This window comes from Methylobacterium sp. EM32 (genome assembly GCF_040593685.1).
In the GTDB taxonomy this organism is placed as follows: domain Bacteria; phylum Pseudomonadota; class Alphaproteobacteria; order Rhizobiales; family Beijerinckiaceae; genus Methylobacterium.
Map to the genome: position 1 here is coordinate 24,589 of NZ_JBEXZS010000045.1, position 24,286 is coordinate 48,874.

Annotated in this window: 22 protein-coding genes; 13 read left to right on the plus strand and 9 right to left on the minus strand. The window is 71.0% G+C overall.

Annotated elements, in window-relative coordinates; all coding sequences use genetic code 11:
- Window positions 1-92: 92 nt before the first annotated feature.
- Window positions 93-794 carry a metal-dependent hydrolase gene (locus ABZT49_RS06835; protein ID WP_355284735.1) on the minus strand — a complete coding sequence of 234 codons (702 nt, stop codon included), beginning with the start codon at window positions 792-794 and terminating at the stop codon, window positions 93-95.
- A gap of 110 nt (window positions 795-904) precedes the next feature.
- On the opposite strand from ABZT49_RS06835, the gene ruvX reads away from it, so the two are divergent.
- Window positions 905-1,402, plus strand: a complete 498-nt coding sequence (gene ruvX, locus ABZT49_RS06840; RefSeq protein WP_355284738.1) for a Holliday junction resolvase RuvX — start codon at window positions 905-907, stop codon at window positions 1,400-1,402.
- 131 nt (window positions 1,403-1,533) lie between these two features.
- On the opposite strand, the gene topA is transcribed toward ruvX, so the two are convergent.
- The gene (gene topA / locus ABZT49_RS06845; RefSeq protein WP_355284740.1) at window positions 1,534-4,308 is read right to left on the minus strand and encodes a type I DNA topoisomerase; all 2,775 of its coding nucleotides are present in this window, start codon (window positions 4,306-4,308) and stop codon (window positions 1,534-1,536) included.
- 202 nt (window positions 4,309-4,510) lie between these two features.
- Here topA and ABZT49_RS06850 point away from each other — a divergent pair, with 202 nt between their 5' ends.
- The 5 genes from ABZT49_RS06850 to dprA all read left to right on the plus strand — a co-directional run bounded on the left by ABZT49_RS06850 (window position 4,511) and on the right by dprA (window position 9,211).
- Window positions 4,511-5,458 (plus strand): aspartate carbamoyltransferase catalytic subunit, encoded by a 948-nt coding sequence (locus tag ABZT49_RS06850; protein WP_355284742.1) that lies wholly within the window; start codon window positions 4,511-4,513, stop codon window positions 5,456-5,458.
- A gap of 223 nt (window positions 5,459-5,681) precedes the next feature.
- Window positions 5,682-6,092 (plus strand): DUF559 domain-containing protein, encoded by a 411-nt coding sequence (locus ABZT49_RS06855; RefSeq protein ID WP_355284745.1) that lies wholly within the window; start codon window positions 5,682-5,684, stop codon window positions 6,090-6,092.
- Window positions 6,089-7,384, plus strand: a complete 1,296-nt coding sequence (locus tag ABZT49_RS06860; protein WP_355284748.1) for a dihydroorotase — start codon at window positions 6,089-6,091, stop codon at window positions 7,382-7,384. The genes ABZT49_RS06855 and ABZT49_RS06860 overlap by 4 nt, the downstream gene beginning before the upstream one ends.
- On the plus strand, window positions 7,384-7,983 hold the full coding sequence (gene plsY / locus ABZT49_RS06865; protein ID WP_355284751.1) for a glycerol-3-phosphate 1-O-acyltransferase PlsY: 600 nt from the start codon (window positions 7,384-7,386) through the stop codon (window positions 7,981-7,983). The genes ABZT49_RS06860 and plsY overlap by 1 nt, the downstream gene beginning before the upstream one ends.
- Before the next feature lie 37 nt (window positions 7,984-8,020).
- Window positions 8,021-9,211, plus strand: coding sequence for a DNA-processing protein DprA (gene dprA, locus ABZT49_RS06870; protein WP_355284754.1), 1,191 nt, complete (start codon window positions 8,021-8,023; stop codon window positions 9,209-9,211).
- 268 nt (window positions 9,212-9,479) lie between these two features.
- On the opposite strand, the gene ABZT49_RS06875 is transcribed toward dprA, so the two are convergent.
- Window positions 9,480-10,244 (minus strand): methyltransferase, encoded by a 765-nt coding sequence (locus ABZT49_RS06875; protein WP_355284757.1) that lies wholly within the window; start codon window positions 10,242-10,244, stop codon window positions 9,480-9,482.
- Window positions 10,241-10,465: a DUF2007 domain-containing protein gene (locus ABZT49_RS06880; RefSeq protein ID WP_109975457.1), complete on the minus strand. Its 225-nt coding sequence runs from the start codon at window positions 10,463-10,465 to the stop codon at window positions 10,241-10,243. Before ABZT49_RS06880 ends, ABZT49_RS06875 begins: the two co-directional genes overlap by 4 nt.
- Window positions 10,466-10,670: 205 nt before the next feature.
- Between ABZT49_RS06880 and ABZT49_RS06885 the strand changes: the two genes are divergently transcribed.
- Complete coding sequence (locus tag ABZT49_RS06885; RefSeq protein WP_355284760.1) at window positions 10,671-11,699, plus strand: polyprenyl synthetase family protein; 1,029 nt, start codon at window positions 10,671-10,673, stop codon at window positions 11,697-11,699.
- 283 nt (window positions 11,700-11,982) lie between these two features.
- Here ABZT49_RS06885 and ABZT49_RS06890 read toward each other — a convergent pair whose 3' ends face one another.
- Both ABZT49_RS06890 and ABZT49_RS06895 read right to left on the minus strand, forming a co-directional pair.
- Window positions 11,983-12,870, minus strand: coding sequence for a 4-(cytidine 5'-diphospho)-2-C-methyl-D-erythritol kinase (locus tag ABZT49_RS06890; protein WP_355284763.1), 888 nt, complete (start codon window positions 12,868-12,870; stop codon window positions 11,983-11,985).
- Between the two features lie 104 nt (window positions 12,871-12,974).
- Window positions 12,975-14,840, minus strand: coding sequence for a tetratricopeptide repeat protein (locus ABZT49_RS06895; RefSeq protein WP_355284766.1), 1,866 nt, complete (start codon window positions 14,838-14,840; stop codon window positions 12,975-12,977).
- 264 nt (window positions 14,841-15,104) lie between these two features.
- On the opposite strand from ABZT49_RS06895, the gene ABZT49_RS06900 reads away from it, so the two are divergent.
- Window positions 15,105-17,162 (plus strand): methyl-accepting chemotaxis protein, encoded by a 2,058-nt coding sequence (locus tag ABZT49_RS06900; RefSeq protein WP_355284768.1) that lies wholly within the window; start codon window positions 15,105-15,107, stop codon window positions 17,160-17,162.
- 217 nt (window positions 17,163-17,379) lie between these two features.
- On the opposite strand, the gene ABZT49_RS06905 is transcribed toward ABZT49_RS06900, so the two are convergent.
- A complete protein-coding gene (locus tag ABZT49_RS06905) occupies window positions 17,380-19,044 on the minus strand; it encodes an electron transfer flavoprotein-ubiquinone oxidoreductase (RefSeq protein WP_355284771.1) in 1,665 nt (554 codons plus the stop codon).
- Between the two features lie 196 nt (window positions 19,045-19,240).
- Here ABZT49_RS06905 and ABZT49_RS06910 point away from each other — a divergent pair, with 196 nt between their 5' ends.
- From ABZT49_RS06910 to moaB, 3 genes are all read left to right on the plus strand, one after another.
- Complete coding sequence (locus tag ABZT49_RS06910) at window positions 19,241-20,137, plus strand: uracil-DNA glycosylase (RefSeq protein WP_355284773.1); 897 nt, start codon at window positions 19,241-19,243, stop codon at window positions 20,135-20,137.
- A gap of 106 nt (window positions 20,138-20,243) precedes the next feature.
- Window positions 20,244-21,155 carry a neutral zinc metallopeptidase gene (locus ABZT49_RS06915; RefSeq protein ID WP_093566701.1) on the plus strand — a complete coding sequence of 304 codons (912 nt, stop codon included), beginning with the start codon at window positions 20,244-20,246 and terminating at the stop codon, window positions 21,153-21,155.
- A complete protein-coding gene (gene moaB / locus ABZT49_RS06920; protein WP_355284776.1) occupies window positions 21,155-21,733 on the plus strand; it encodes a molybdenum cofactor biosynthesis protein B in 579 nt (192 codons plus the stop codon). Before ABZT49_RS06915 ends, moaB begins: the two co-directional genes overlap by 1 nt.
- Here moaB and ABZT49_RS06925 read toward each other — a convergent pair.
- Complete coding sequence (locus ABZT49_RS06925) at window positions 21,699-22,214, minus strand: hypothetical protein (protein WP_407943454.1); 516 nt, start codon at window positions 22,212-22,214, stop codon at window positions 21,699-21,701. The genes moaB and ABZT49_RS06925 overlap by 35 nt on opposite strands.
- A 107-nt stretch (window positions 22,215-22,321) precedes the next feature.
- On the opposite strand from ABZT49_RS06925, the gene ABZT49_RS06930 reads away from it, so the two are divergent.
- Entirely contained in the window at window positions 22,322-23,434 is a 1,113-nt protein-coding gene (locus ABZT49_RS06930) for a PA0069 family radical SAM protein (protein ID WP_355284788.1), read from the plus strand.
- A gap of 549 nt (window positions 23,435-23,983) precedes the next feature.
- Window positions 23,984-24,133 (plus strand): hypothetical protein, encoded by a 150-nt coding sequence (locus ABZT49_RS06935; protein ID WP_355284790.1) that lies wholly within the window; start codon window positions 23,984-23,986, stop codon window positions 24,131-24,133.
- Here the strand turns inward: ABZT49_RS06935 and ABZT49_RS06940 are convergent.
- Window positions 24,106-24,286 (minus strand): hypothetical protein (locus tag ABZT49_RS06940; protein WP_355284780.1); only part of this gene is annotated, 181 nt, incomplete at its 5' end. The two genes, ABZT49_RS06935 and ABZT49_RS06940, sit on opposite strands and share 28 nt — an antisense overlap.

Consider the following 24,286-nt stretch of genomic DNA (forward strand, 5'->3'; position numbering starts at 1 on the left):
CGGCCCCACCCCGCCATGTCAACCTTTCGTTAACCTTAACGCTGCCAGGCGCGCCGCGACGGCCGCCCCGGGGGAGGGCGGCCGCCCTCGTTCTACTGCATCGTGACGGCGGTGCCCTTGTGCGGCACGATCACCTGCACGCCGCTGCCGTCCATGGCGGCGACGAAGCGGTCGGCGCTCGGATCGACGATCGGGAAGGAGCCGTAGTGGCAGGGGATCACGGCCTTGGGCTTGAAGAAGCGCGTGACGGCGAGGGCGGCGGTCTCCGCCCCCATGGTGAAGCGGTCGCCGACCGGCACCATCAGCACGTCGGGGCGGTAGATCTCCTGGATCAGCGCCATGTCGCCGAAGATGTCGGTGTCGCCCATGTGGTAGACCGTCGGCTCGCCCTCGGCGCGCACGATCACGCCGTTGGGCAGCCCGAGCGGCACCGTCACCCCGGCCTCGCTCATGCCGGCCGAGTGGTCGGCCCGCACCAGGCTGACCCGGAACCCCCCGACATCGACGGTGCCGCCGGTGTTCATCGGTTCGAATTGCGTCACGCCCTTCGAGGACAACCACATGCACAGGTCGTAGTTGGTGACGACCTTGGCACCGGTCTCGGCGGCGATCTCGACCGTGTCGCCGACATGGTCGCCGTGGCCGTGGGTGATCAGGATGTGGGTCGCGCCCTCGGTCGCCGCCTTGCGGTCGCCCTCGAAGGCCGGGTTGCCGCTGAAGAACGGATCGATCAACACGTGAGCGGAGCCGAAATCGAGGCGGAAGGTGGAATGGCCGAACCAGGTGATGCGCATCGGATGATCTCCGGGCGAGGATGTCTTCGGAGTGGGACTTGGCGGCCATCCGCCCGGACGTTGCGGCGGGGCGGGGCCGGCACCGCCTACCTAACGCGCGGAGGCCGGCCGTGAACCGGGAAGCGATCGAAGCCTTCGCGGCCGAGTCGCGCGGGGGTGCCCGCCTGCTCGGGCTCGACCTCGGCACCAAGACCATCGGGCTCGCCCTCTCGGACGTGCAGCGCCGGATCGCGTCGCCGCTGGAGACGATCAAGCGGGTCAAGTTCACGCCCGACGCGGCGGCCCTGGCGGGGATCGCGACGAAGCACGGGGTCGGCGGGCTGGTGGTGGGGCTGCCCCTCAACATGGACGGCAGCGAGGGCCCGCGGGTGCAATCGACCCGGGCCTTCGTGCGCAACCTGAAGCCGATCCTGCCCCTGCCGGTCCTGTTCTGGGACGAGCGCCTGTCGACGGCGGCCGTCACCCGCACCCTGCTGGAGGCGGACGCCTCGCGAGCGCGCCGCGGCGAACTCGTCGACAAGCTGGCCGCCGCCTACATCCTGCAGGGCTGCCTGGACGTGCTGGACGGGCTGCGGGAGGAGGGAGAGGACGATTTTTCGGAAGGGTAGGCGCGACGCCCCCTGAACCCTCCCCCCTCTGCGGGGGAGGGTGCCCGGCGGAGCCGGGCGGGAGAGGGGAACCACGTTTCCGGACGAGACTGAACCGTTCTGCCAGGCGCTACCTGGATCAGCGTCGCGCTCTACTCGCCCGCCACGCTCTTCGCCGCCGGCTTCTTCGCCGGAGCCTTCTTGGCCGCCGGCTTGGCGGCGGCACTCTTGGCCGGGGTTTTGCGCGCCGCGGGCTTCGGCTTCGCCTCGGCGGCCTCATCGCCAGAGACCTCCGCCTCGCCCTTGGCCGCGGCCTTCGTCTTGCCGGCGGCGGTCTTGCCGGCCGCCGTCTTGGCTGGCGCCTTGCGCGCCGTCTTCTTCTTCGTCCCACCCCCGGCCTCGCGCCGGGCCGCGATCAGCCGCAGGGCCTCGTCGAGCGTCACCGCCTCGGCATCCGCCCCCTTCGGCAGGGTGGCGTTGATCTCGCCGTCGGTGACGTAGGCGCCGTAGCGGCCGGCCTTGACGGTGACGGGCTTGCCGCTGTCGGGCGCAGTGCCGATCAGCCGGCCGGGATCCTGAACTGGTCGCCCGCCGCCCTGCTCCTTCTGGACGATCAGGTCGATGGCCCGGTTGGCGCCGACCTCCAGCACGTCGTCGTCCTTGCCGAGATTGGCGTAGGTCTTGCCGTGCTGCACGTAGGGGCCGTAACGGCCGATATTGGCCAGGATCGGCTCGCCGGTCTCCGGGTGGCGCGCCACCTCGCGCGGCAGCGAGAGGAGCTTCAGCGCTTTCTCGAGATCGACCGCCGAGGGTGACAGGCCGCGGGGCAGGGAGGAACGCTTCGGCTTCTCCGCGCCCTTCTCGGGCGAGGCCTCGCCGAGCTGCACGAACGGGCCGAAGCGGCCATCGCGCAACGTCACCGGCAGGCCGGTCTCGGGATCGTCGCCGAGCACCCGCACGCCGGGCTGGCCGCCTTCGCCGGAGCCCTCGCCGTCGCCGTCGAGCCCCGTCGCGTTGAGCTGGCGGGTGTACTTGCACTCGGGATAGTTCGAGCAGCCGACGAAAGCGCCGAACTTGCCGAGCTTGAGCGAGAGCTGGCCGCCGCCGCAGTTCGGGCAGGCGCGCGGGTTCGAGCCGTCGGCCTTGGCCGGGAAGATGTGCTCGGCGAGCAGCCCGTTGAGCGCCTCCAGCACCTCCGTCGTGCGCAGCTCCTTGGTCCCGGCGATCGCTGCGGAGAAGTCGCGCCAGAAGTCGCGCAGCACCGCCCGCCAGTCGATCTCGGCGTTCGAGACCCGGTCGAGCTGCGTCTCGAGGTCGGCAGTGAAATCGTACTCGACGTAGCGGCGGAAGAAGCTCTCGAGGAAGCCGGTGACGATCCGGCCCTTGTCCTCCGGCACCAAGCGCTTCTTGTCGATCTTGACGTATTCGCGGTCGCGCAGGACCTGCAGCACGGCGGCGTAGGTCGAGGGCCGGCCGATGCCGAGCTCCTCCATCCGCTTGACCAGGCTCGCCTCGGAGTAGCGCGGCGGCGGCTCGGTGAAGTGCTGGGTCGCGGCGATGCGCTCGCGGGTCAGCGCGTCGTCCTTGCGCATCGGCGGCAGACGGCGCGATTCCTCGTCCTCCTCGTCGTCCTTGCCCTCCTGGTAGAGGGTTAGGAAGCCGTCGAACTTCACCACCTGGCCGGTGGCGCGCAGCTCGATGCGGCGCGGCCCGACCTGAGCCACGATCTCGACCGTGGTGCGCTCGAGTTCCGCCGATTCCATCTGGCTCGCCACGGTGCGGGTCCAGATCAGCTCGTAGAGCCTGGCCTGCTCCGGATCGAGGAAGCGGGCGACCTCCTTCGGCAGCCGGCTGAGATCGGTCGGGCGCACCGCCTCGTGGGCTTCCTGCGCGTTCTTGGCCTTGACGCTGTACTTGCGCGGGGCGCCGGGCACGTAGGCGTCGCCGTACTCGGCGCCGATCACCTCGCGCGCCTGGGCGACCGCCTCGGGCGCCATGTCGACGCCGTCGGTCCGCATGTAGGTAATCAGGCCGACGGTCTCGCCGCCGATCTCGACGCCCTCGTAGAGGCGCTGGGCCACCCGCATCGTCTGGGCCGGGGCGAGGCCGATCTTGCGCGAGGCCTCCTGCTGCAGGGTCGAGGTGGTGAAGGGCGGCTGGGGATGACGCTTGGCGGGCTTGGCCTCGACCGAGGCGACCGTGAAGGTCGCGAGCTCCAGGTCGCGCCGGAAGGCCTCCGCCTCCTCGGCGGTGCCGACGTCGAGGCGCTGGATCCGCTTGCCGTCGGCGCCGACGAGGCGGGCCTCGAACACCGCGCCGCTCGCGGTCTTCAGCGTCGCGACGATCGACCAGTATTCCCGCGGCTTGAAGGTCTCGATCTCGCGCTCGCGGTCGCAGACGAGGCGGAGCGCCACCGACTGCACGCGCCCCGCCGAGCGGGCCCCCGGCAGCTTGCGCCACAGGACCGGCGAGAGGTTGAAGCCGACGAGGTAATCGAGCGCCCGGCGCGCCAGGTAGGCGTCGACGAGGGCCTGGTCGATCGCCCGCGGCTGGGCCATCGCGGTCGCGACCGCGTCCTTGGTGATGGCGTTGAAGGTGACGCGCTCGACGGCGACGTCCTTCAGCACTTTCTTCGCCTGCAGCGCCTCCAGCACGTGCCAGGAGATCGCCTCGCCCTCGCGGTCCGGGTCGGTCGCCAGGATCAGCGTGTCGGCGCCCTTCACGGCTTTCGCGATCTCGGCGACGCGTTTCGCCCCGCGATCCTCCAGCTCCCACAGCATATGGAAGTCCTGCTCGGGATCGACCGAGCCGTCTTTCGCCGGAAGATCCCGGATATGCCCGAACGAGGCCAGCACCTCGTAGTCGCTGCCGAGGTATTTATTGATCGTCTTGGCTTTGGCGGGCGACTCGACGACGACGACTTTCATGGACGGGCTGCCTCTTCGAAGAGCACACCGCGGCAGATCGGGCTTCAACTTGTGCGGGGCGGCCGGCGCGGAGTTTGGCGTGGCGAAGCGGACAAGTGGGTGATGACGCGGCGGTTGTCAAATACCCCCGATGATCCGGATGCGTTCCGCGAAGGCCGTCCTTGCGGCCCGGGCCCGCGGCTCCTATAGCGCTCGTCTCAGGATGAGCACCCAGGCACCCCCCGGCTTCCCGCACCGCCACCTCCTCGGCATCGAGGGCCTCTCGCCCCTCGAGATCGCGGCGCTCCTCGACCGTGCCGACGAGGCCGTCGAGATCAGCCGCCAGGTCGAGAAGAAGCGCACGACCCTGCGCGGCCGCACCCAGATCAACCTGTTCTTCGAGCCTTCGACCCGGACCCAGTCCTCGTTCGAGCTGGCCGGCAAGCGCCTCGGCGCCGACGTGATGAACATGTCGGTCGCCTCCTCGTCGGTGAAGAAGGGCGAGACCCTGATCGACACCGCCGCGACCCTCAACGCGATGCGCCCCGACATCATCGTGGTGCGTCACCACCAGGCCGGTGCGGTGCACCTGCTGGCCCGCAAGGTCGATTGCTCGGTGGTCAATGCCGGCGACGGCGCCCACGAGCACCCGACCCAGGCGCTCCTCGACGCGCTGACCATCCGGCGCAACAAGGGCCGGATCGAGGGGCTCACCGTCGCGATCTGCGGTGACGTCCTGCATTCGCGGGTGGCGCGCTCGAACATCATCCTGCTGATGGCGCTCGGCGCCCGGGTGCGGGTGATCGGCCCCTCGACCCTGCTGCCGCCGGGCCTGGCCCGCTTCGGCGTCGAGGTCTTCACCGACATGCGCCAGGGCTTGAGGGACGCCGACATCGTCATGATGCTGCGGCTCCAGCGCGAGCGGATGAACGGCTCCTTCGTGCCGTCGGTGAAGGAGTATTTCCGCTATTTCGGCCTCGACGGCGACAAGCTGCGCCACGCCAAGCCCGACGCACTGGTGATGCATCCCGGCCCGATGAACCGCGGCGTCGAGATCTCGTCCGAGGTCGCCGACGGGGCGCAGTCGCTGATCCGGGAGCAGGTCGAGATGGGAGTCGCGGTGCGGATGGCGGTGCTGGAAGCGCTGGCCATGCATCTGCCGAACGCGTGATATTTGGGAGGGGCGCCACGGCGAACCCTCCCCCCTCTGCGGGGGAGGGTGGCGAGCGGAGCGAGCCGGGAGAGGGGCGGCGCGACGCTGATCCAGCGGACGCCCGTCACAACGGTTCAGTCCTTTCCGGAAGCGTGGTTCCCCTCTCCCGCCCCGCATCCGCGGGGCACCCTCCCCCGCAGAGGGGGGAGGGATCAGGGGCGCCGAGCTTGAGGAGGGGTGGATGGAGCAGGAGAAGCGAAATCCCGTCTCCGGACGTCTCAGGGACTTCGCCAAGGATCAACGCTCCCTCGCGACGCGTGCCGAGGCCCTGTTCTGGAGCCAAGTCCGCGCGGACCGCCTCTCCGGGCACAAGTTCAAGCGGCAGGTTCCCATCACTCCCTACATCGTCGATTTCCTCTGCCCTTCGGCCCGCCTGATCGTCGAGCTCGACGGCGAACCGCACGAGACGGCCGAGCGCCGCGAGCGCGACGCCCGCCGGGATGCCTGGCTGCACGCCCAGTCCTTCGCGATCATGCGGTTCACGAACGAAGCCTTCCTCGGCAACCCGCAGCGCGCGCTCGACACCGTGCTCGCCGCGATCGAGCAACGCTCCGCCATGCCTCCGCCGAACCCCGAGCGGTCCATCCGATGACCACACTCCTCCTCACCAACGCCCACCTGATCGACCCCGCCACCGGCCGCGAGGGCCCGGGCGCGGTGCTCGTCCGCGACGACCGCATCGCCGACGTGCACTGGGGCACGCCCGCCTCCGTGCCCGAGGGCGCCGAGGTGATCGAGTGCGGGGGCCAGGTGCTCACCGCCGGCCTCGTCGATCTGCGCGCCTTCGTCGGCGAGCCGGGGGCCGAGCACCGGGAGACCCTGGCGAGCGCCAGCGCGGCCGCCGCCGCCGGCGGCGTGACCACGCTCGTGTGCATGCCCGACACCAACCCGCCGATCGACGATCCCGCCATCGTCGACTTCGTGCTGCGCCGGGCGCGGGACACCGCCAGCACCCACGTGCTGCCGGCCGCCGCCATCACCAAGGGGCTCGCCGGCCAGGTGATGACCGAGTTCGGCCTGCTCACCGAGGCCGGCGCCGTCGCCTTCACCGACGGGCTCAAGGCCGTCACCAACGCCCAGGTGATGCGCCGCGCGCTCACCTACGCCCGCGACTTCGGCGTGCTCCTGATGCAGCACGTCGAGGAGCCGACGCTGGTCGGCGACGGGGTGATGAACGAGGGCGAGATGGCCTCGCGGCTCGGGCTCCACGGCATCCCGCGGGAAGCCGAGACCATCCTGCTCGAGCGCGACATCCGCCTCGTGCGCCTCACCGGCGGGCGCTACCACGCGGCGATGATCTCCTGCGCCGATTCGGTCGAGATCGTGCGGCGGGCGAAGGAGGCCGGCCTGCCGGTGACCTGCGGCGTCTCGGTCAACAACCTGGTGCTGAACGAGAACGACATCGGCCACTACCGCACCTTCTGCAAGCTCTCGCCCCCCTTGCGCACGGAGGCCGACCGCCAGGCGGTGGTGGCGGCGCTCAACGAAGGGGTGATCGACGTGATCGTCTCCGACCACAACCCGCAGGACGTCGAGACCAAGCGCCTGCCCTTCGCCGAGGCCGCCGACGGGGCCCTCGGGATCGAGACCCTGCTCGCCGCCGCTTTGCGTCTGGTGCATGCCGGCGACATCGCCCTGCCGCGGCTGCTCGCCGCCCTCTCGGCAGCGCCGTCGCGTGTGCTCGGCCGCGAGACCGGGCACCTCAGGCCCGGCGCCCCGGCCGACCTCGTGCTGATCGACCCCGACGCGCCCTACATCCTCGACAAGCGCCAGCTGAGGTCGCGCTCGAAGAACTCGCCCTTCGACGAGGCCCGGCTCCAGGGGCATGCCGCCCTCACGATGGTCGCCGGCCGCATCGTCCACCGCCTCGAGGAGACGCGCTGATGGCGCCGGACTGGACGCAGATCGCCCTCTGGCTCGGCATCGGCTACCTGTTCGGGGCGATCCCCTTCGGGCTGATCCTCACGCGCTTCGCCGGCCTCGGCGACGTGCGGGCGATCGGATCGGGCAATATCGGCGCCACCAACGTGCTGCGCACCGGGCGCAAGGGCCTCGCCGCCGCGACTTTGCTCGGCGACGCGCTCAAGGGCACGGTCGCGGTGCTGATCGCATCCCGGTTCGGCGGGCCGGAGGCGGCGCTCGCCGCCGGCCTCGGCGCCTTCCTCGGCCACCTCTTCCCGGTCTGGCTCGGCTTCAAGGGCGGCAAGGGCGTCGCCACCTTCATCGGCGTGCTGCTCGGGCTGTTCCCCCTCGGGGTCCTGGTCTTCGCGGCGGTCTGGCTCGGCCTCGCCTTCCTGCTGCGCTACTCCTCGGCTTCGGCGCTCGCCGCCTCGGCCGCGACTCCCGCCGCCCTGTGGGCGTTCGGTCAGGGTCGCCTCGCCGTGCTGTTCTGCGTGCTCGCCCTGCTGCTATGGTGGAAGCACGCGCCCAATATCCGCCGCCTCGCTGCGGGGACCGAGGGGCGCATCGGGCAGAAGGGCTGAAGGTCTGACATTGGCCCTCACCCAGAGGGAGAGGGTCGTGACCTTAAGCGACGCGCAGCGCCTCGACTGGCTCCGGCTGATCCGATCGGAGGGCGTCGGCCCGCGCACCTTCCGGGGATTGGTGAACAAGTTCGGCGGCGCCGGCCCGGCGCTGAAAGCCCTGCCGGGCCTCGCCAAGGCCCGGGGCAAGCCGATCCGGGTGACCACCAAGGCCGAGGCCGAGCGCGAGATCGCGGCGGCTGCCCGCCTCGGCGCCCGGTTCGTGGCGATGGGCGAGCCCGATTATCCCCTGCCGCTCCAGGCCACCGCCGATGCGCCGCCGCTGATTGCCTTACGCGGTGACGCCGCCTGCCTGAAGCGGCCGGCGGTCGCCATCGTCGGCTCGCGCAACGCCTCCGCCGCCGGCCTCACCTTCACCGAGCGGCTGTCGCACGCGCTCGGCGCCGAGGGGCTGGTGATCGTCTCAGGGCTCGCCCGCGGCGTCGATGCCCGCGCCCACAAGGCGGCGCTCGCGAGCGGTACCGTCGCGGTGCTCGCCGGCGGGCACGACAGGATCTACCCGTCGGAGCACGAGGAGCTGGTCGCGCGCATCCTCGACCACGGCGGCGCGGTCGTCGCCGAGATGCCGATCGGCTGGGAGCCCCGCGGCCGCGACTTCCCGCGCCGCAACCGCATCATCTCCGGCCTCGCCCTCGGCACGGTGGTGGTCGAGGCGGCGCGGCGCTCCGGCTCGCTCATCACCGCCCGCTTCGCCCTGGAGCAGGGCCGCGAGGTCTTCGCCGTCCCGGGTTCGCCCCTCGATCCCCGGGCCGAGGGCACCAACGACCTGATCCGCGACGGCGCCACGCTCTGCGCCGCCCCCGAGCACGTGATGGCGGTGCTGGCGCCCCTGATCGGGGGGCCTGCGCCCGACACCGGGGCCGAGGACGCGGCGGACCGGCCGGAACCCGCGCTCTACTGGGACGAGATCGACTTCGCCGCCGAGGAGCCCGTCACCGCCATGGCGGCCGAGCCGGCGCAAAGCCCCCTCGACGAGGCGCCCGCGCGACCCGGGCCGCGGGAGGAGCGTGCCATCCTGCTCGAACTCCTCGGGCCGTCGCCGGTGCCGGTCGATGCGCTCGCGCGGCAGGCCGGGATGCCGGCGCGGGTGGTCCAGGGCTTGTTGATGGAACTGGAACTCGACGGGAAGATCTGGCGGCATCCGGGTGGGGCGGTGTCGCTGCGGTGATGCGCGCTCTATAGAGACGGACAGGCGGCGGAATCCAGACCATCGCCCGTCGATCTGCTCGACGAGGCTCTCACACACAGGGTCATTCCGGGGCCGCGCAGCGGAGCCCGGAATCCAGACACTCAGGTCATTCAGAACGACGCGGTGAGCATCCCGCTTGATCCTGAACCATCCGTGGTTCTGGATTCCGGGCTCCGCTGCGCGGCCCCGGAATGACCCTGCGGGTATGAGAATCGGAGCGGTCCAAGTGGATGTTCCGGCCGGTAACTCACACCACCTCACCCCGGTGCATCGCCTCCACCCGCTCCGTGAACCGCCCGTCTGGCCTGTGCAGCACGAGCGCCGGCGCCAGGACGAACGGCGCGCGGCTGCCGCGCACGCCCGCCACCAGCACCCGGATCGCCGAAGCCTCCGCCCGCGGCTGGACCGGCGTGACCCGGATCGAGCCGAACCGGCCCGCCATGGCGTCGAGGCAGGCAGGCAGGGCGTCGGCCCGGTGGATCAGCACCAGCCAACCGCCGGGGCGCAACAGGTCGGCGCAGGTGCGCAGCCATGCCTCCAATCCGCCGGGCTCGGCGAAACCATGCGCCGCGGCCCGGACCGCAACCGGTGAGGCGCGGTACCGGCCGGGCTCGAAGAAGGGTGGGTTGGTGACGAGCCGATCGACCGAATCGGGCAGGAGGCCGGCGGCGCGCCGCTCGCGTCCCGGTGCCGTCACGTCGGCTTCGATCACCCGGACACGGGCGGACACGCCGTTCTCCTCCGCGTTGATACGGGCGAGGCTCGCGGCCTCCGGGTCGCGCTCGACCAGCATCACCCGCGTCTCCGGGCAGGCGCGCGCGACCGCGAGCCCGACCGCGCCGGTGCCTGCACCCAGGTCGCACAAAGTCTCGCCGGCTCGCGCGCCGGCGCTCGCTGCGAGCAGCACCGCGTCGGTCCCGGCCCGGTGCGCGCCCCGCGGCGGCTGGCGCAGGGTGAGCCGTCCGCCGAGCCAAGCTTCAGCGGGGGGAGGGGCTTCGGCCGCGCCGCTCACGGATGACGCAGTTCATGCGCGAGCCCCGCATCGGTGAGGATACGCCGGGCCTGCCGCGCATGGTCCTCCGGCACCAGGAGCCGGCGCGGGAAGGCACCGATCATCCCCTCCATCACGCTGATGTGGTTGTCGGCCACCAGCACCGGGATCTCGGCGCCGGTGAGGAGGGATTCCGCGAAGCCGATCAGGACGAGGTCGTTGGTGCGGATCAGCTCGATCATGGTGCGGCACAGGGTCCCTGTTCGGATCGCGGCGGCCATACCACACAAGCGCGCCGGTTGCGCCGCATCCCCAGGCCGCTGGCCCGGCAACCAGGCCTTGCGGCAGCTTGCGTGTTGCCGCCGGGGGCGCTCGCGTGCCAAAGGGGGCGGGAGTTGATCGAGGTGCCCTGTCTTTCGGGGCCGCCTCCGAGGAGATCGCGCGGGCGTGGGCGTCGTACTTCCCCTTCAGGACAGACCCTCCGATCCGGAGGCCAGCCTCGACGCCCTGGTGGGCCTCGTGGCGGGCGGGATGGAGCGCGTCAACGCGATGATCCTGTCGCGCACCGGCTCCGACGTGACGATGATCCCGGAGGTCGCCAACCACCTGATCTCCTCGGGCGGCAAGCGCCTGCGCCCGATCCTGACCCTCGCGACCGCGTCTTTGGCGGGGTACGACCGGGCCGCCGACGGCGACGTCAAGCTCGCCGCCAGCGTCGAGTTCATGCACACCGCGACGCTGCTCCACGACGACGTCGTCGACGAGAGCGACATGCGCCGCGGCAAGGTCGCGGCCCGCATCAAGTGGGGCAACGAGGCCAGCGTCCTCGTCGGCGACTTCCTGCTCGGCCAGGCCTTCAAGATGATGGTCGAGGTCGGCTCCCTGCGCGCCCTCGACATCCTCTCGTCGGCCGCCTCGGTGATCGCCGAGGGCGAGGTGATGCAGCTCACCGCCGCCCGCTCGACCGAGACCAGCGAGGACGAATACCTCGCGGTGATCCGGGCGAAGACCGCCGAGCTGTTCGCCGCCGCCTGCGAGGTCGGCCCGGTCATCGCCGAGCGGCCGACGGCCGAGATCGCCGCCTGCCGCAGCTACGGCATGAATCTCGGCATCGCCTTCCAGCTCGTCGACGACGCCCTCGATTACGGCGGCACCAGCGCCGATCTCGGCAAGAATGTCGGCGACGATTTTCGCGAGGGCAAGATCACCCTGCCGGTGGTGCTGTCGTTCCGCCGCGGCAGCGACGAGGAGCGGACCTTCTGGCGCCGCACGCTGGAGCGCCAGGAGATCGAGGAGCCCCGCGACCTCGACGCGGCGATCGCGATCATGCGCCGGCACTCCGCCCTCGAGGACACGATCGAGCGCGCCCGCCACTACGGCGACAGGGCGAAGGACGCGCTGGCGCTGTTCCCGGCCTCGCCGATGAAGCAGGCGCTGCTGGAAGCGGTGGATTTCTGCATCGCCCGGGCGCGCTGAGGCGCCCGTCTTAGGGCCGACTGATCCCCAGCCTCGATCGACTTGGCCCCATGTTGACATGTCTCCGCGTCATCCCGGGCTCGCCGACAGGCGAGAACCCGGGATCCATAACCGCTGAGGCCGAAGAAAGAGGCGGATCGCGTTCCGTTTCATCCTGAAGCGTCAGCGTTTATGGATCCCGGGTTCCGCTGCGCGGCCCCGGGATGACGCGGAGGATATCAGGTTCGGCGGGTCGAACACGCTATCGGCTGACAGGAGAGATCGCGGCCGACCTCGCCGCTGCTCAGCGCAGCAACGTCGCCCGCACCCACCAGCCTGCTCGCGCCGCCGCGATCGCCCGCGCTGCCCGCGCCGCCTCGGAGCGGTGGCCGAACAGCCCGAACACCGTCGCGCCTGAGCCCGACATCCGGGCGAGCCGGCAGCCGGCCTGGTCGCGCAGGGCCGCCAGCGTGTCGCCGATCACTGGCGCCACCGTGAGGGCCGGAGCCTCGAGGTCGTTGCGGGCCGGCAGGATGCGGGCGAAGAGCGCGTCGAGACCATCGACCTTGTCGATCGCCGGATGAGCTTCGGCGGCGCGGGGATGCGCTTCGCCAACCTTCAGCCCGAGGGCGCGGAAGACCGGCGCGGTCTCGACCGGGACACCGGGATTGATCAGCACCGCCGGCACCGGGGCCAGGGCGAGGGCCGGGCCGACCGTCTCGCCGGCGCCGCGCATCATCCGGGCGCGGGGATCGAGGCAGACCGGCACGTCGGCGCCGGTGCGGCGCGCCGCCGCCATCAAGGCCGGATGGTCGGCATCGAGGCCGTTGAGGCGGCCCAGCAGCCGCAGGGCTGCGGCGGCATCCGACGAGCCGCCGCCGATCCCCGCCGCCACCGGCAGGCGCTTCACGAGGTGGAACCGACCGGCCTTCAATCCGGGAATCTCGGCGGCGAGGTGGCGGGCCGCCCGCATCACCAGATTGTCGTCGGTCGGCCCGGCGGGACCCGCGGTCGGGCCGCTGACGACGAGATCGAGCGCCGGTCCCGGCACCAGGGTCAGGAGGTCGCCGGCATTGGACCCCGCGAACACCACCAGGCTCTCCAGGGCGTGGTAGCCGTCGCCGGGGCGCCGGCCGAGGACGTGCAGGGTCAGGTTGATCTTGGCGGGCGCACGGGTCGTGAGGGGGAGCACGGCGACGTCTCTCGAACGGGCAAGGTCATTGAACGGCGAAGGGGCGCGGCGCCTGTCCGGCGCCACGCCCGCGATGTCGTCTCGATGATGGGGAGGAGGGGTGTTCAGCCCCCGCTCTTCGTCTCGGTGCCCATCGCCGGCGGCTCGGTCGGGGCGGGGGCGCCCTTCGGCATCTCGGGCTGGGGCGCCGGGGCGGGCTGGCTCTCGGCGGTGGCGGCGGGCTTCTCCAGCTCCGGCAGCCCGTCCTTGAGCTTGGCCTCGATCTTCGCCAGGTCCTCCGGCTCGGGGTTCAGGTCCTTGGCGTGCTGCCACTGGAACTTGCCCTCGAGACGCCGGCCGCTGCGCCAGTAGGCGTCGCCGAGGTGGTCGTTGATGGTGGGATCGCCCGGTTTCAGCTCGATCGCCTTCTCGAGCTCGCGCACCGCGTCGTCCCAGCGGCCGAGGCGGAAGTAAGCCCAGCCGAGGCTGTCGATGATCATGCCGTCGCGCGGCTGGAGGTCGACCGCCTGCTTCAGCATGCGGAACGCCTCGTCGATGTTCATGTTCTGGTCGACCCAGGAATAGGCGAGGTAGTTCAGCACCTGGGCGCGGCCGTTGGGCTGCGTCGCCGGCACCAGGTCGAGCGCCTTCTTCAGGTCGGCCTCGGCCTTCGGCCACTCCTTGGCGCGCTCGTAGGACGTGCCGCGGAAGTAGTACAGGGTCCAGTAGTTGCGCGCCGGCTGGTCACCGATCAGGTCGATCGCCTTGGTGTAGGTCTGGGCCGATTCGGCGTATTTCTTGCGCGAGCGCTGGACGTTGCCGAGCGCCGAGATCACGTCGATGTCGTTGGGATAGGTCTTGGCGACCTGGTCGAGATGGGCGATCGCCTCCTCGCCCTTGCCCATCTGCTCGAGGTTGAGGCCGATCTGGATGTCGGCGTTGAGCTTGAGCGGCGAGGACGCCGGCATGCGGGCGAAGACCTCGTTCGCCCGGTCGGGCGCCTTCATCCGCTCCAGCGTGTCGGCGAGCGTCAGCAGCGCCAGCGAGTGCTCGGGCGCGAGGTAGAGCGCGAGGCGCAGGTAGACGACCGCCGGCAGCTCGTCGCCCTGTGAGGTCCCGGCCGAGCCGAGCCCGTAGAGCACCTCCGCCGCGCCTTCCTGGGCCGAGCCGATGAGCGGCGTCAACGGCTTGCCGGCCTTCAGCTTGTCGAGGGCGTCGCGCACGATCGGGTGACGCGGCAGGACGTTGTCGAATTCCTGGTAGGCCGCCACCGCGAGGTCGGGCCGGCCGGACTCGGCCTCGAAGCGCCCATAGGCGTCGACGATGCGCAGGGTGTTGCGGTCGGCATCGTAGGCCGATTTCAGCCGGCGCTCGGCCTCGACCTTGTCGCCGACGAGCGCCGCGATCAGCCCGGCATGGTAGTCGCGGAAAACGTTGTAGTAGCGCTCGCCCTTGAGCTTGTTGATGGTCTCGAGCGCCTTCTTGCCCTCGCCGGCGCCGGCATAGGACCATGCGGTCAGAAGCGTCGAGGTCAGGTCGGCCGCCGCGCCCTTGCCGCCGCGCTGCAGGTTCTGGCGCGCCGCGGCGAATTGCTTGGCCTTGATCTTCTGCACGCCGAGCGCGAGCTGGGCGAGGCCGTTGGCGCCGTCCCGCGCGGTCAGGCGCTCGGCGGCGCGGAACGCCTCCGGCAGGGAGCCGTCGGCCAGCAGGGCCACGAAGGAGCGTTCGAGCAGCTCGGCATTGCGGGGATCGCCCTTCACCGCCTCGCGGTAGAAGGTGGCGGCGGCCGCCGTGTCGCGGGAGGCGCCGGCGATGTAGGCCGCGAGGAAGTTGCCTTCCAGCGAATCCGCCGGCTCGTAGGCCTGCGGGGCCGCGATCTCCCGCGCCGGCAGCCGGGCCGCGAGGGCCGGCGCCGTCGAGGCGGCGAGAAGCAGGGCCAGCGCGGCGCGCGCAACTCCGCGGCGGGGGGCGGGGATTCGGGTCTTGAGCACCAAACTCGTGGCTCCGTGATCGCGCCGGCCGCGGCGCCGGCACGCGAAATCGGCGCGACATTGGACCCTGCGCGGGGCAGCGGCAAGACCAAACGGCGGCGGCGATGTGTCGGGGGCCGCCGCCGCGGCCGGCAGGGCGGGCCGCCCGCGCCGGGCCACCGATGCTCCTGTCGCCGCTGAAAATTCAGGTTGTAAGACCTATTTTAAACAATCGCCGCGATAGATATGCCAGATTGCTCAAGTCGACCGTCAGAGCCGCCCGACATGTCGCTGCGTAGACAAATTTTCCTCATCCTTGGGTTGATCGGCTGCCTGCTGGTCTGGCTCGCCGGCTATCAGGTCGCCGACGCCTGGAACCGGGCCGACATCATGCGGCGGGCGGCGGAGGCCAACCGGGTGACTGACGGGCTCGCCGCCGCCGCCGCGTCGCTGGCGGCCGAGCGGGGCCTGACCAACGGCTGGCTCGCCCAGCCGCCGGCGGCCGGAGAGCTCGCGACCCTGGCACGATTGCGCGAGGAGGGGGACCGCCAGCTCGCCCTCTCCCTTGAGAATCTGCGGCAGGACGAAGCGGTCTCGAAGGCGGCGATGGCCCTCGGCGAGGCGCGCCGCGACCTCACGGCCCTGCGCCGGCGGGTCGACCGCGTCCTCGCCGGCACGCCCGATCCCGACCTGGCGGCGGCCTGGTTCCCGGCCGCGACCGGCGTGATCGCCCGCGAGCAGGCCCTGTTCGACGCGGTGCGGGCCGGCCTCACGGGCTCGGTTCCGGGGACGCTGCATCACGGGCTCGATATCAAGCGGGCCCTGTGGGATGCGGGCGAGTTCGCGGGCCGCGAGCGCGGCCGGCTCAACGCCGCGATCGCCGGGCGGCAGGCGCTCGCCGTCGAGCAGGTCCGCGCGCTTTCCGGGCTCGCCGGGCGGGTCGAGGCCGCTCTGGCCCAGGCCCGCGCCTCCGCGCCGGCCCTCTCGCCGGAATTCCGGACCGCGCTGGCGTCGGCCTCGCGCCGGGCCGAGGCGTTCGAGGCGACCCGCGCGGCGGTGATCCGGGCCGGCGCGGCGCGCGAGCCCTATCCCGTCACCGCGGAGGAGTGGTTCCGGCAGGCGAGCGACGTCATCGCCGGCATCGCCGAGGCCCGGGCGGCGGCCACTGCGTCGCTCGGCGCGATCTTGTCGGCGGAGAGCCGGGCCGCCGAGACCTGGCTCCTCGCCGCGCTGGCGATCCTCGCCGGCGCCTGCGCGGCGGTCGGCGGCGGTGCGCTGATGCTGGTGCGCGGCGTGACCGGGCCGCTCGCCCGGATGATCGAGGCGATGCGCCGCCTCACCGCCGGCGATCTCGCCGTCGCGATGCCGGCAGCCTCGTCCCGCAGCGAGATCGGCGCGATGGCGGCGGCGATGGTGGGCCTGCGCAACGGCCTCGCGCGCGCCGCCGCCCTGGAGCAGGAGGCCGCCGCCGCCCGCGAAGGGGCCGAGGCGCAGCGTCGCGCGGCGCTCCGCGAACTCGCCGACCGGTTCGAGAGCTCGGTCGGCGGCGTGCTGGCGGCGGTGACCGCCGCCTCGTCCGAGATGGAGGCCACGGCGCGGGGCATGAGCGACATCGCCGGCCGCACCGCCGACCAGAGCACCAGCGTCGCCGCCGCCGCCGAGGAGGCCTCCTCGAACGTCGCCACCGTCGCGGCGGCGGCGGGCCAGCTCGGCGCCTCGGTGCACGAGATCGGCGGCCGCGCCGGCACCTCCGCCGAGATGGCCCGGGCCGCCGCCGACGCCGCAGGCCAGACCGCCCGCCTCGTCCACGAGCTGCGCCAGGGCGCCGCGAAGATCGGCGACGTGCTCGGCCTGATCTCGTCGATCGCCGACCAGACCAACCTGCTGGCGCTCAACGCCACGATCGAGGCGGCGCGGGCCGGCGCGGCGGGGCGGGGCTTCGCGGTGGTGGCCGCCGAGGTGAAGGCGCTCGCCGGCCAGACCGGCCGCGCCACCGCGGAGATCGCCGACCAGATCACCCGCATCCAGGGCTCGACCGAGCAGGCCGTCGCGGCGATCGGCGGCATCGCCGGACAGATCGGCGAGATCAGCTCGGCCTCGACCGCCATCGCGGCGGCGGTGGAGGAGCAGGGCGCGGCGACCCGGGAGATCGTCCGCACCATCTCGGAAGCCGCCAAGGGCACTGGCGAGGTGACGGGCAGCGTCGTGCGGGTCGCGGGCGCGGCCGACGAGACGGGGGCCGCGGCGAGCCAGGTCCTGTCCGCGGCGAGCGAGCTGTCGCGCCAGTCGGAGCACCTGCGCGGGGAGGTGGGGCGGTTCCTGACGACGGTCAGGGCGGCGTGAGGCGCGCACCTGTCGTAGTCTGCTGCACACCTAGCGACACCCTCCGCGTCATCCCGGGGCCGCGTAGCGGAACCCGGGATCCATAACTGCTGACATCGAAAGACGAAGCGGGCCGGGCCACTTCCTGCATCGTCGCGGTTATGGATCCCGGGTTCTCGCCTTTGGCGAGCCCCGGGATGACATCGTGGATGGATGGACCTGAAAACGGGCCCTGTTCTTACATATTCACGTAGTTCGGACCGCCCGGACCTTCCGGCGTGACCCAGTTGATGTTCTGGTTCGGGTCTTTGATGTCGCAGGTCTTGCAGTGGACGCAGTTCTGCGCGTTGATCTGGTAGCGCGGCTCGCTACCCTCCTCGATCCACTCGTAGACGCCGGCCGGGCAGTAGCGGCCGGACGGCCCGCCGAACACGTCGTGCTCGGAGGATTTCTGCAGGCCCATATCCTTGACCTGAAGGTGGACCGGCTGGTCCTCCTCGTGGTTGGTGTTCGAGAGGTAGACCGACGAGAGACGGTCGAAGGTCAGCACCCCGTCGGGCCGGGGATACTTGATCGGCTTCACGTCCTTGAGCGGCTTGGTGCAGGCATAGTCCGGCTTGCCGTGACGGAGCGTGCCGAACAGCGACAGGCCGGCGAGCTCGTTGAGCCACATGTCGAGGCCGCCGAGGCCCACGCCGACGAGCGTCCCGTATTTCGACCAGAGCGGCTTGACGTTGCGCACCCGCTTCAGGTCGTAGCCGATCGGGCTCGAACGCCAGCCCTCCTCGTAGGAGGTCAGCTCGTCCTGGGCCCGCCCGGCGGCGAGAGCCTCGTGGATCGCACCCGCGGCCTGCATACCCGAGAGCACCGCGTTGTGCGAGCCCTTGATGCGGGGCACGTTGACGAAGCCGGCGGAGTCGCCGACGAGGCAGCCGCCCGGGAAGACGAGCTTCGGCACCGATTGCCAGCCGCCCTCCATGATCGCCCGCGCGCCGTAGCCGATGCGCTTGGCGCCCTCGAATACGTCGCGGATCATCGGGTGGGTCTTGAAGCGCTGGAACTCCTCGAACGGCGACAGGGTCGGGTTCTCGTAGTTCAGGTGCGTCACGAAGCCGACCGAGACCAGGTGGTCGTCGAAATGGTACAGCCACGAGCCGCCGCCGGCCTTGTTCGGCAGAGGCCAGCCCATCGAGTGCTGCACCAGCCCCGGCCGGAACTTTTCGGGCTTGACCTGCCACAGCTCCTTCACGCCGAGCCCGTATTTCTGGTGGTCGGAATGCTGGTTGAGGCGGTAGCGGTCGATCAGCTTCTTGGTGAGCGAGCCGCGGGCGCCCTCGCCGAACACCGTGTACTTGGCGCGCAGCTCCATACCGCGGGTGAAGTCGTCCCGCGCCTCGCCCGACCGGGCGATGCCGAGATCGCCGGTGGCGACGCCGACCACGGCGCCGGCCTCGTCATAGAGGATCTCGGCGGCCGGGAAGCCCGGATAGATCTCGACCCCGAGCTCCTCCGCCTTGCGGCCGAGATACTTCGTCACGTTGGAGAGCGAGCCGACGAAGTTGCCGTGGTTGCTCATCAGCTTCGGGAAGGCGACGTTCGGCATGGTGATGCCGCCGGCCGGCCCGAGGAACATGAACTCGTCCTTCACCACCTCGGTCTTGAGGGGGCGGTCCGGATCCTCGCGCCAACCGGGCACCAGGGAATCGAGGCCGCTCGGGTCGATGACCGCGCCCGACAGGATATGCGCCCCGACCTCGCCGCCCTTCTCGACCACCACCACCGACACCTCGGTGCCGGCCTCGGCGGCGAGCTGCTTGAGCTGGATGGCGGCAGCCAGCCCGGCCGGGCCCGCTCCGACGATCACCACGTCGAAGTCCATCGCCTCGCGTTCCGGCAGCTCCATCCTCGTCCTCCCTCTGGTCTCGCGATAGTTCACATATAAACGATCTTGGCCCGCCTCAAGCGGTCCGAGGTGCCGGACCGTGCGACGGCGTGTCCCCGGGCGCAAGCGGCGGCGCCCAGTGCCCTCGCGCGAGAATGCCTGTGCGCGTCCTGTCGCGCCGGTTGTCCACAGCCGCGCGGCACGCCACATCGTACATATGACTCCCGACGCTCCCGACAGCCGCGACCTTCTCTCCTTCCTCGACTTTCACGTCGCGGCGGGCGTCGACGCTGCGCTGGACGAGACGCCGCACGACCGCTTCGCCGAGCCGGAGGCTCCGCGCCGGGCGGCGCGGGAGGCGGCCGAGCCCGAGGCGCCGCGCCGCGTCCCGCCGCCGGAGCGGCCGCCGCTCGAGGAGCCGGCCCTGGCCGCGCCGATACGCCAGCCGGAAGCCCCCCGCGCCGAGACGCCCAGCACCTATGGCCGGTCCGCCGCCGCGGCCCCCGGCGAGGCGGCGGGCGACGCGCGAGAACTCGCCGCCACCGCCGCGAGCCTGGAGGAGCTGGAGGGCCTGCTCGCCCGGTTCGAGAGCTGCGCCCTGCGCTTCACCGCCAAGAATCTCGTCTTCGCCGACGGCAACCCGCAGGCCCGGGTGATGTTCGTCGGCGAGGCGCCCGGCGCCGACGAAGACCGGATCGGCAAGCCGTTCATGGGCCGCTCGGGCCAGCTCCTCGACCGGATGATGGCGGCGATCGGGCTCGACCGCACCAACGCCTATGTGGGCAACGTCGTGCCCTGGCGCCCGCCGGGCAACCGCAACCCGACCCCGCAGGAACTCGCAACCTGCAAGCCGTTCATCGAGCGGCAGATCGCGCTGGCCGATCCCGACATCCTGGTCTGCCTCGGCGGCGTCGCCACGCAGGCGCTCGCCGGCACCAAGGACGGCATTCTGAAGTCGCGCGGGCGCTGGTTCCCCTACCGCACGGGCAAGCGCGAGATCCGGCTGCTCGCCACGCTCCACCCGGCCTACCTGCTGCGCCAGCCGCTGCAGAAGCGCCTCGCCTGGCGCGACTTCCGGGCCCTGCGAGTCGCCCTCGACGAGGGGGAGCGGTGACGTCCGGAAGCGGAACCGTGTCGGCTCCCGTCGATTACTCTTGAGCCTCGGGCCTGCGCCGCGTAGCCGTCGCGGCCAAGGTTCACGGGCCAACGGGTAGCTGACCATGCGCTGGGAAGATTTTCGCACCTCCGACAACGTCGAGGACCGCCGCGGCGAGGGCGGTGGCGGCGGCGGCTTCGGCTTTCCGGGCGGCGGTGCGGGCGGCCTCGGCATCGGCACCATCGTGATCCTGTGCATCATCGGCTGGGTCACCGGCATCAACCCGGCGATCCTGATCGGCGGCGCCGAGACCGTGACGCGTCAGCGCGCCCCGCAGGAACAAGGCCAGCCGCAGCAGGGCCAGCCCGACCGGCGCACCGGCGCCCCCTCCGACCAGACCGGCAAGTTCGCCGCCGCCATCCTCGGCAACACCGAGGACGTGTGGAGCCAGGTGCTGCCGAACCAGACCGGGCGGCAATATACCCCGACCACGATGGTGCTCTATACCGGCGGCACCCGCAGCGGCTGCGGCCAGGCCCGGGCGGCGATGGGGCCGTTCTACTGCCCGCTCGACAAGAAGGTCTATCTCGACACCTCCTTCTTCAAGGAGATGGAGCAGAAGTTCCGGGTCAAGGGCGACTTCGCCTACGCCTACGTCATCGCCCACGAGGTCGGCCACCACGTCCAGGACGTGCTCGGCATCCTGCCCAAGGTCCAGCGCAAGCAGCAGCAGGTCGGCGAGCGCGAGTCGAACGCCCTCTCGGTCCGCGTCGAGCTGATGGCCGATTGCCTCGCGGGCGTCTGGGCCAAGAACTCCGACGACCGCTTCAAGGCGCTGGAGCCCGGCGACATCGAGGAGGCGATGCAGGCCGCGAGCGCCATCGGCGACGACCGGCTGCAGAAGCAGAGCCAGGGCTACGTTGTGCCGGATTCCTTCACCCACGGCTCCTCGGCGCAGCGCATGCGCTGGTTCCAGACCGGCTACCGCAGCGGCCAGACCCAGTCCTGCGACACCTTCCGGGCCTCGCAGCTCTGATGGCCGGGGTCGACCAGGCCCGCGCCTTCGTGCCGCTCGGGATCGCGGTGCTCACGGTGTCGGATACCCGCACGCTCGCCGACGACCGCTCGGGCGACACGCTGGTCGGGCGCCTGGAGGCGGCGGGCCACCGCCTCGCCGCGCGGGCGATCGTGCCGGACGAGGTCGAGGCGATCCGCGCCCAGGTGCGCGAATGGGCGGCGGATCCGGCGGTCGACGTCGTCATCACCACCGGCGGCACGGGCTTCACCGGGCGCGACGTGACCCCGGAGGCGCTGGAGCCCCTGTTCGAGAAGCGGATGGACGGGTTCTCGGCCGTGTTCCACCGCATCTCCTACGACAAGATCGGTACCTCGACCCTGCAATCGCGGGCGACCGCCGGGGTGGTGAACGCCACCTACGTGTTCGTGCTGCCGGGCTCGCCTGGGGCCTGCCGCGACGCCTGGGACGGCATCCTGGCGGCGCAGCTCGATTACCGGCACCGGCCGTGCAACTTCGTCGAGATCATGCCGCGGCTCGACGAGCACCTGAAGCGGGGTGCAACTACCCGCGCAGCAGCGACGCCCGCAGGGGCCTGACCGGCAGGCGAGCCTTGAGCGGCAGGCCCGCCCGCAGGGCCTGCACGCGCACGAGGTCGCCGGCCCTGATCTGCCGGGTGCCGGTCAGCGCCTCGCGCCGCCCGGCGATCCGTTCGAACAGGGCGGCGTGCGGGCGGCGCAGGCGGCCGACCGCGTCGGCTTGCGTGGTGGCGCCGAACCGGTCGAGCACCCGGATCCAGCCCTCCGCCGGCACGTCGCCGGATTCCAGGCACAGCATCCAGGGCCGGCGCGCAAGCGGCGCCGCCGCCACCCACGGGCTACGCCCCCGCGCCACCAGGGCCGCCCCGGTGCTCTCGGCCATGGTGCCGACCTCCGGATCGTCCGGATGCGCGGCCGCGATCACCGCATCGCCCACCACGCCCGCCGCGACGCCGGCCACGAGCGCGGCCAGGGTGTCGGCGAGGGCATCGATGCGCTCCGGATCAATCGCGCCGGGAAGATGGATGACGGCCGTGAACATGATCGCGCCATAGCGGATGGCGGGCGTCACGTCCTGCCTTGATCGTTGGCACTTGCATGTGTTCCTGTTTTGTTCGAAGCTCGACCGTGGTTAAGGTGGAGGCCGGCATGGAATCGGGCTGCGGGCGGGAGCTGCGCCGTCTCGCCGGGTCGACCCCGGCACGGGAGAGCCGCCGCGGGCGCGGCGCCACCGCCAACCCGACCGGCCGGTTCGAACCGGCCGCGCGCGAGGCCTTCGCGGATGGCTGGGAGATCGAGGAGGAACTGCCGCCCCTGCGCACCGAGGTGACGCTGGAACGGGCGCGCACCATCATCACCCGCAACGATTCGCCCGATATCGGCTTCGACCGCTCGATCAACCCGTATCGCGGCTGCGAGCACGGCTGCGTCTACTGCTTCGCCCGGCCGAACCACGCCTATGCGGGACTCTCGCCGGGGCTCGACTTCGAGACCAAGCTCTTCGCCAAGCCCGACGCGGCCGCGCTCCTGGAGCGGGAGCTCTCGGCCCGGGGCTACACAGCCCGCACCATCGCGCTCGGCACCGCCACCGACCCCTACCAGCCGATCGAGCGGCGCTACCGCCTGACCCGCGGCATCCTCGAGGTGCTGGCGCGCTTCCGCCACCCGGTCGGGATCGTCACCAAGTCCGATCTGGTGCTGCGCGACCTCGACATCCTGGCGCCGATGGCGGCGCAAGGCTTGGTGAAGGTCGCCCTCTCGGTCACCACCCTAGACCCCGACCTCGCCCGACGGATGGAGCCCCGCGCCCCGCGGCCGGAGAAGCGCCTGGCGGCGATCCGGGCGCTGGCGGAGGCGGGCGTTCCGGTGATGGCGCTGGTGGCGCCCCTGATCCCGGGCCTCAACGACCACGAGATCGAGGCCGTGCTCGCCCGGGGCCGGGAGGCGGGGGCGGCTGAGGCCGGCGGCGTGCTCCTGCGCCTGCCGCACGAACTCGCCGACCTGATGCGCGACTGGTTCGCCGAGCATTATCCCGACCGGGCGGGGCGGACCTTCGCGCTCCTGAGCGAGGCGCGGGGCGGCAAGGTCTACGACGCGACCTATGGGCGGCGCTTCACCGGCACGGGACCCTACGCCGATTTGCTGGATCAGCGGATGCGGGTGGCGATGACCCGGCTCGGCTATCCGGCGGACAGGGTGCGGTTGCGGACGGATCTGTTCCGGGTGCCGGTGGGGGTGGGCGGGCAGTACAACTTGTTCTGAGGAGCTGCCTGATCGGTTCCTGCGGAGGCGACAACCCATCGTATCGTTCCGGGCTCCGCTACGCGGTCCCGAAGCGGCCTACAGAGGATGAAACACGAAGGGGCCAATCAGGCATTGTCGCAAATTTTGCCCTGAACAGCAAATTATATATCGCTGCATTTTTGCATCATCTATAAATTCGATCTTGACCATGCCCCCTTCTGAGATGTTCATCGATTGAAAACCGACTGGCATCGAGGCGATTTCTTTGAGGCTCGTTTTTCTCGCACCTCAGGATGAGATCACGTGCCGGAAACATAGATTTCCGCGGTACCGTCCTCGTCAGTCAGACAGGCTATGAACGATGCCTTCACAGATCCCTCGCGATTGCGTAAATCGGACGTTGGGGAATGCGAGGGCGGCCGCGATGCAGCACACCGACAGCGTGCGTATTCTTGAAGAACAACTTCGGCGTGCCATGATGACGAGCGATGTACCGTCTCTCTCGGACCTGATTGACGACGACCTAGTATTGATACGTTCGACTCGACGCTTCATCCGATCGACGATATCGTCGTTGCAACCGTCAAGGCGCGGCTCGAAGCGACCTTCGACGATCACCCGGTTGCAGGTATTTTTGCCTATACGCGAGTTTGGCGGAAGGGCAACAAGGGATGGCGCATCGTGGCAGGTCATTGTTCCAGGATCGGGAACCAATAGCGCTGCCTTGGCGGATGCCCAGCATTCCGCAGAAGCTCGTTGCATGACGATGTCGAAACATCGAAGCCGTCTCGCAAAGCGATGACTGTGGCGAGTTTCGACGACGAGGCCATGATGCGCGTCTCTCCGCCCACCCTCGACACCCCCCGCCTC

Coding starts and splice junctions, on each gene's coding strand:
- ABZT49_RS06850 (WP_355284742.1), top strand. CDS start 4,511: ATGAGCACCCAGGCACCCCCCGGCTTCCCGCACCGCCACCTCCTCGGC.
- moaB (WP_355284776.1), top strand. CDS start 21,155: ATGGCCGGGGTCGACCAGGCCCGCGCCTTCGTGCCGCTCGGGATCGCG.
- ABZT49_RS06835 (WP_355284735.1), bottom strand. CDS start 794: ATGCGCATCACCTGGTTCGGCCATTCCACCTTCCGCCTCGATTTCGGC.
- ABZT49_RS06915 (WP_093566701.1), top strand. CDS start 20,244: ATGCGCTGGGAAGATTTTCGCACCTCCGACAACGTCGAGGACCGCCGC.
- ABZT49_RS06930 (WP_355284788.1), top strand. CDS start 22,322: ATGGAATCGGGCTGCGGGCGGGAGCTGCGCCGTCTCGCCGGGTCGACC.
- ABZT49_RS06860 (WP_355284748.1), top strand. CDS start 6,089: ATGACCACACTCCTCCTCACCAACGCCCACCTGATCGACCCCGCCACC.
- topA (WP_355284740.1), bottom strand. CDS start 4,308: ATGAAAGTCGTCGTCGTCGAGTCGCCCGCCAAAGCCAAGACGATCAAT.
- ABZT49_RS06855 (WP_355284745.1), top strand. CDS start 5,682: ATGGAGCAGGAGAAGCGAAATCCCGTCTCCGGACGTCTCAGGGACTTC.
- plsY (WP_355284751.1), top strand. CDS start 7,384: ATGGCGCCGGACTGGACGCAGATCGCCCTCTGGCTCGGCATCGGCTAC.
- ABZT49_RS06880 (WP_109975457.1), bottom strand. CDS start 10,465: ATGATCGAGCTGATCCGCACCAACGACCTCGTCCTGATCGGCTTCGCG.
- ABZT49_RS06905 (WP_355284771.1), bottom strand. CDS start 19,044: ATGGAGCTGCCGGAACGCGAGGCGATGGACTTCGACGTGGTGATCGTC.
- ABZT49_RS06910 (WP_355284773.1), top strand. CDS start 19,241: ATGACTCCCGACGCTCCCGACAGCCGCGACCTTCTCTCCTTCCTCGAC.
- ABZT49_RS06900 (WP_355284768.1), top strand. CDS start 15,105: ATGTCGCTGCGTAGACAAATTTTCCTCATCCTTGGGTTGATCGGCTGC.
- ABZT49_RS06925 (WP_407943454.1), bottom strand. CDS start 22,214: ATGTTCACGGCCGTCATCCATCTTCCCGGCGCGATTGATCCGGAGCGC.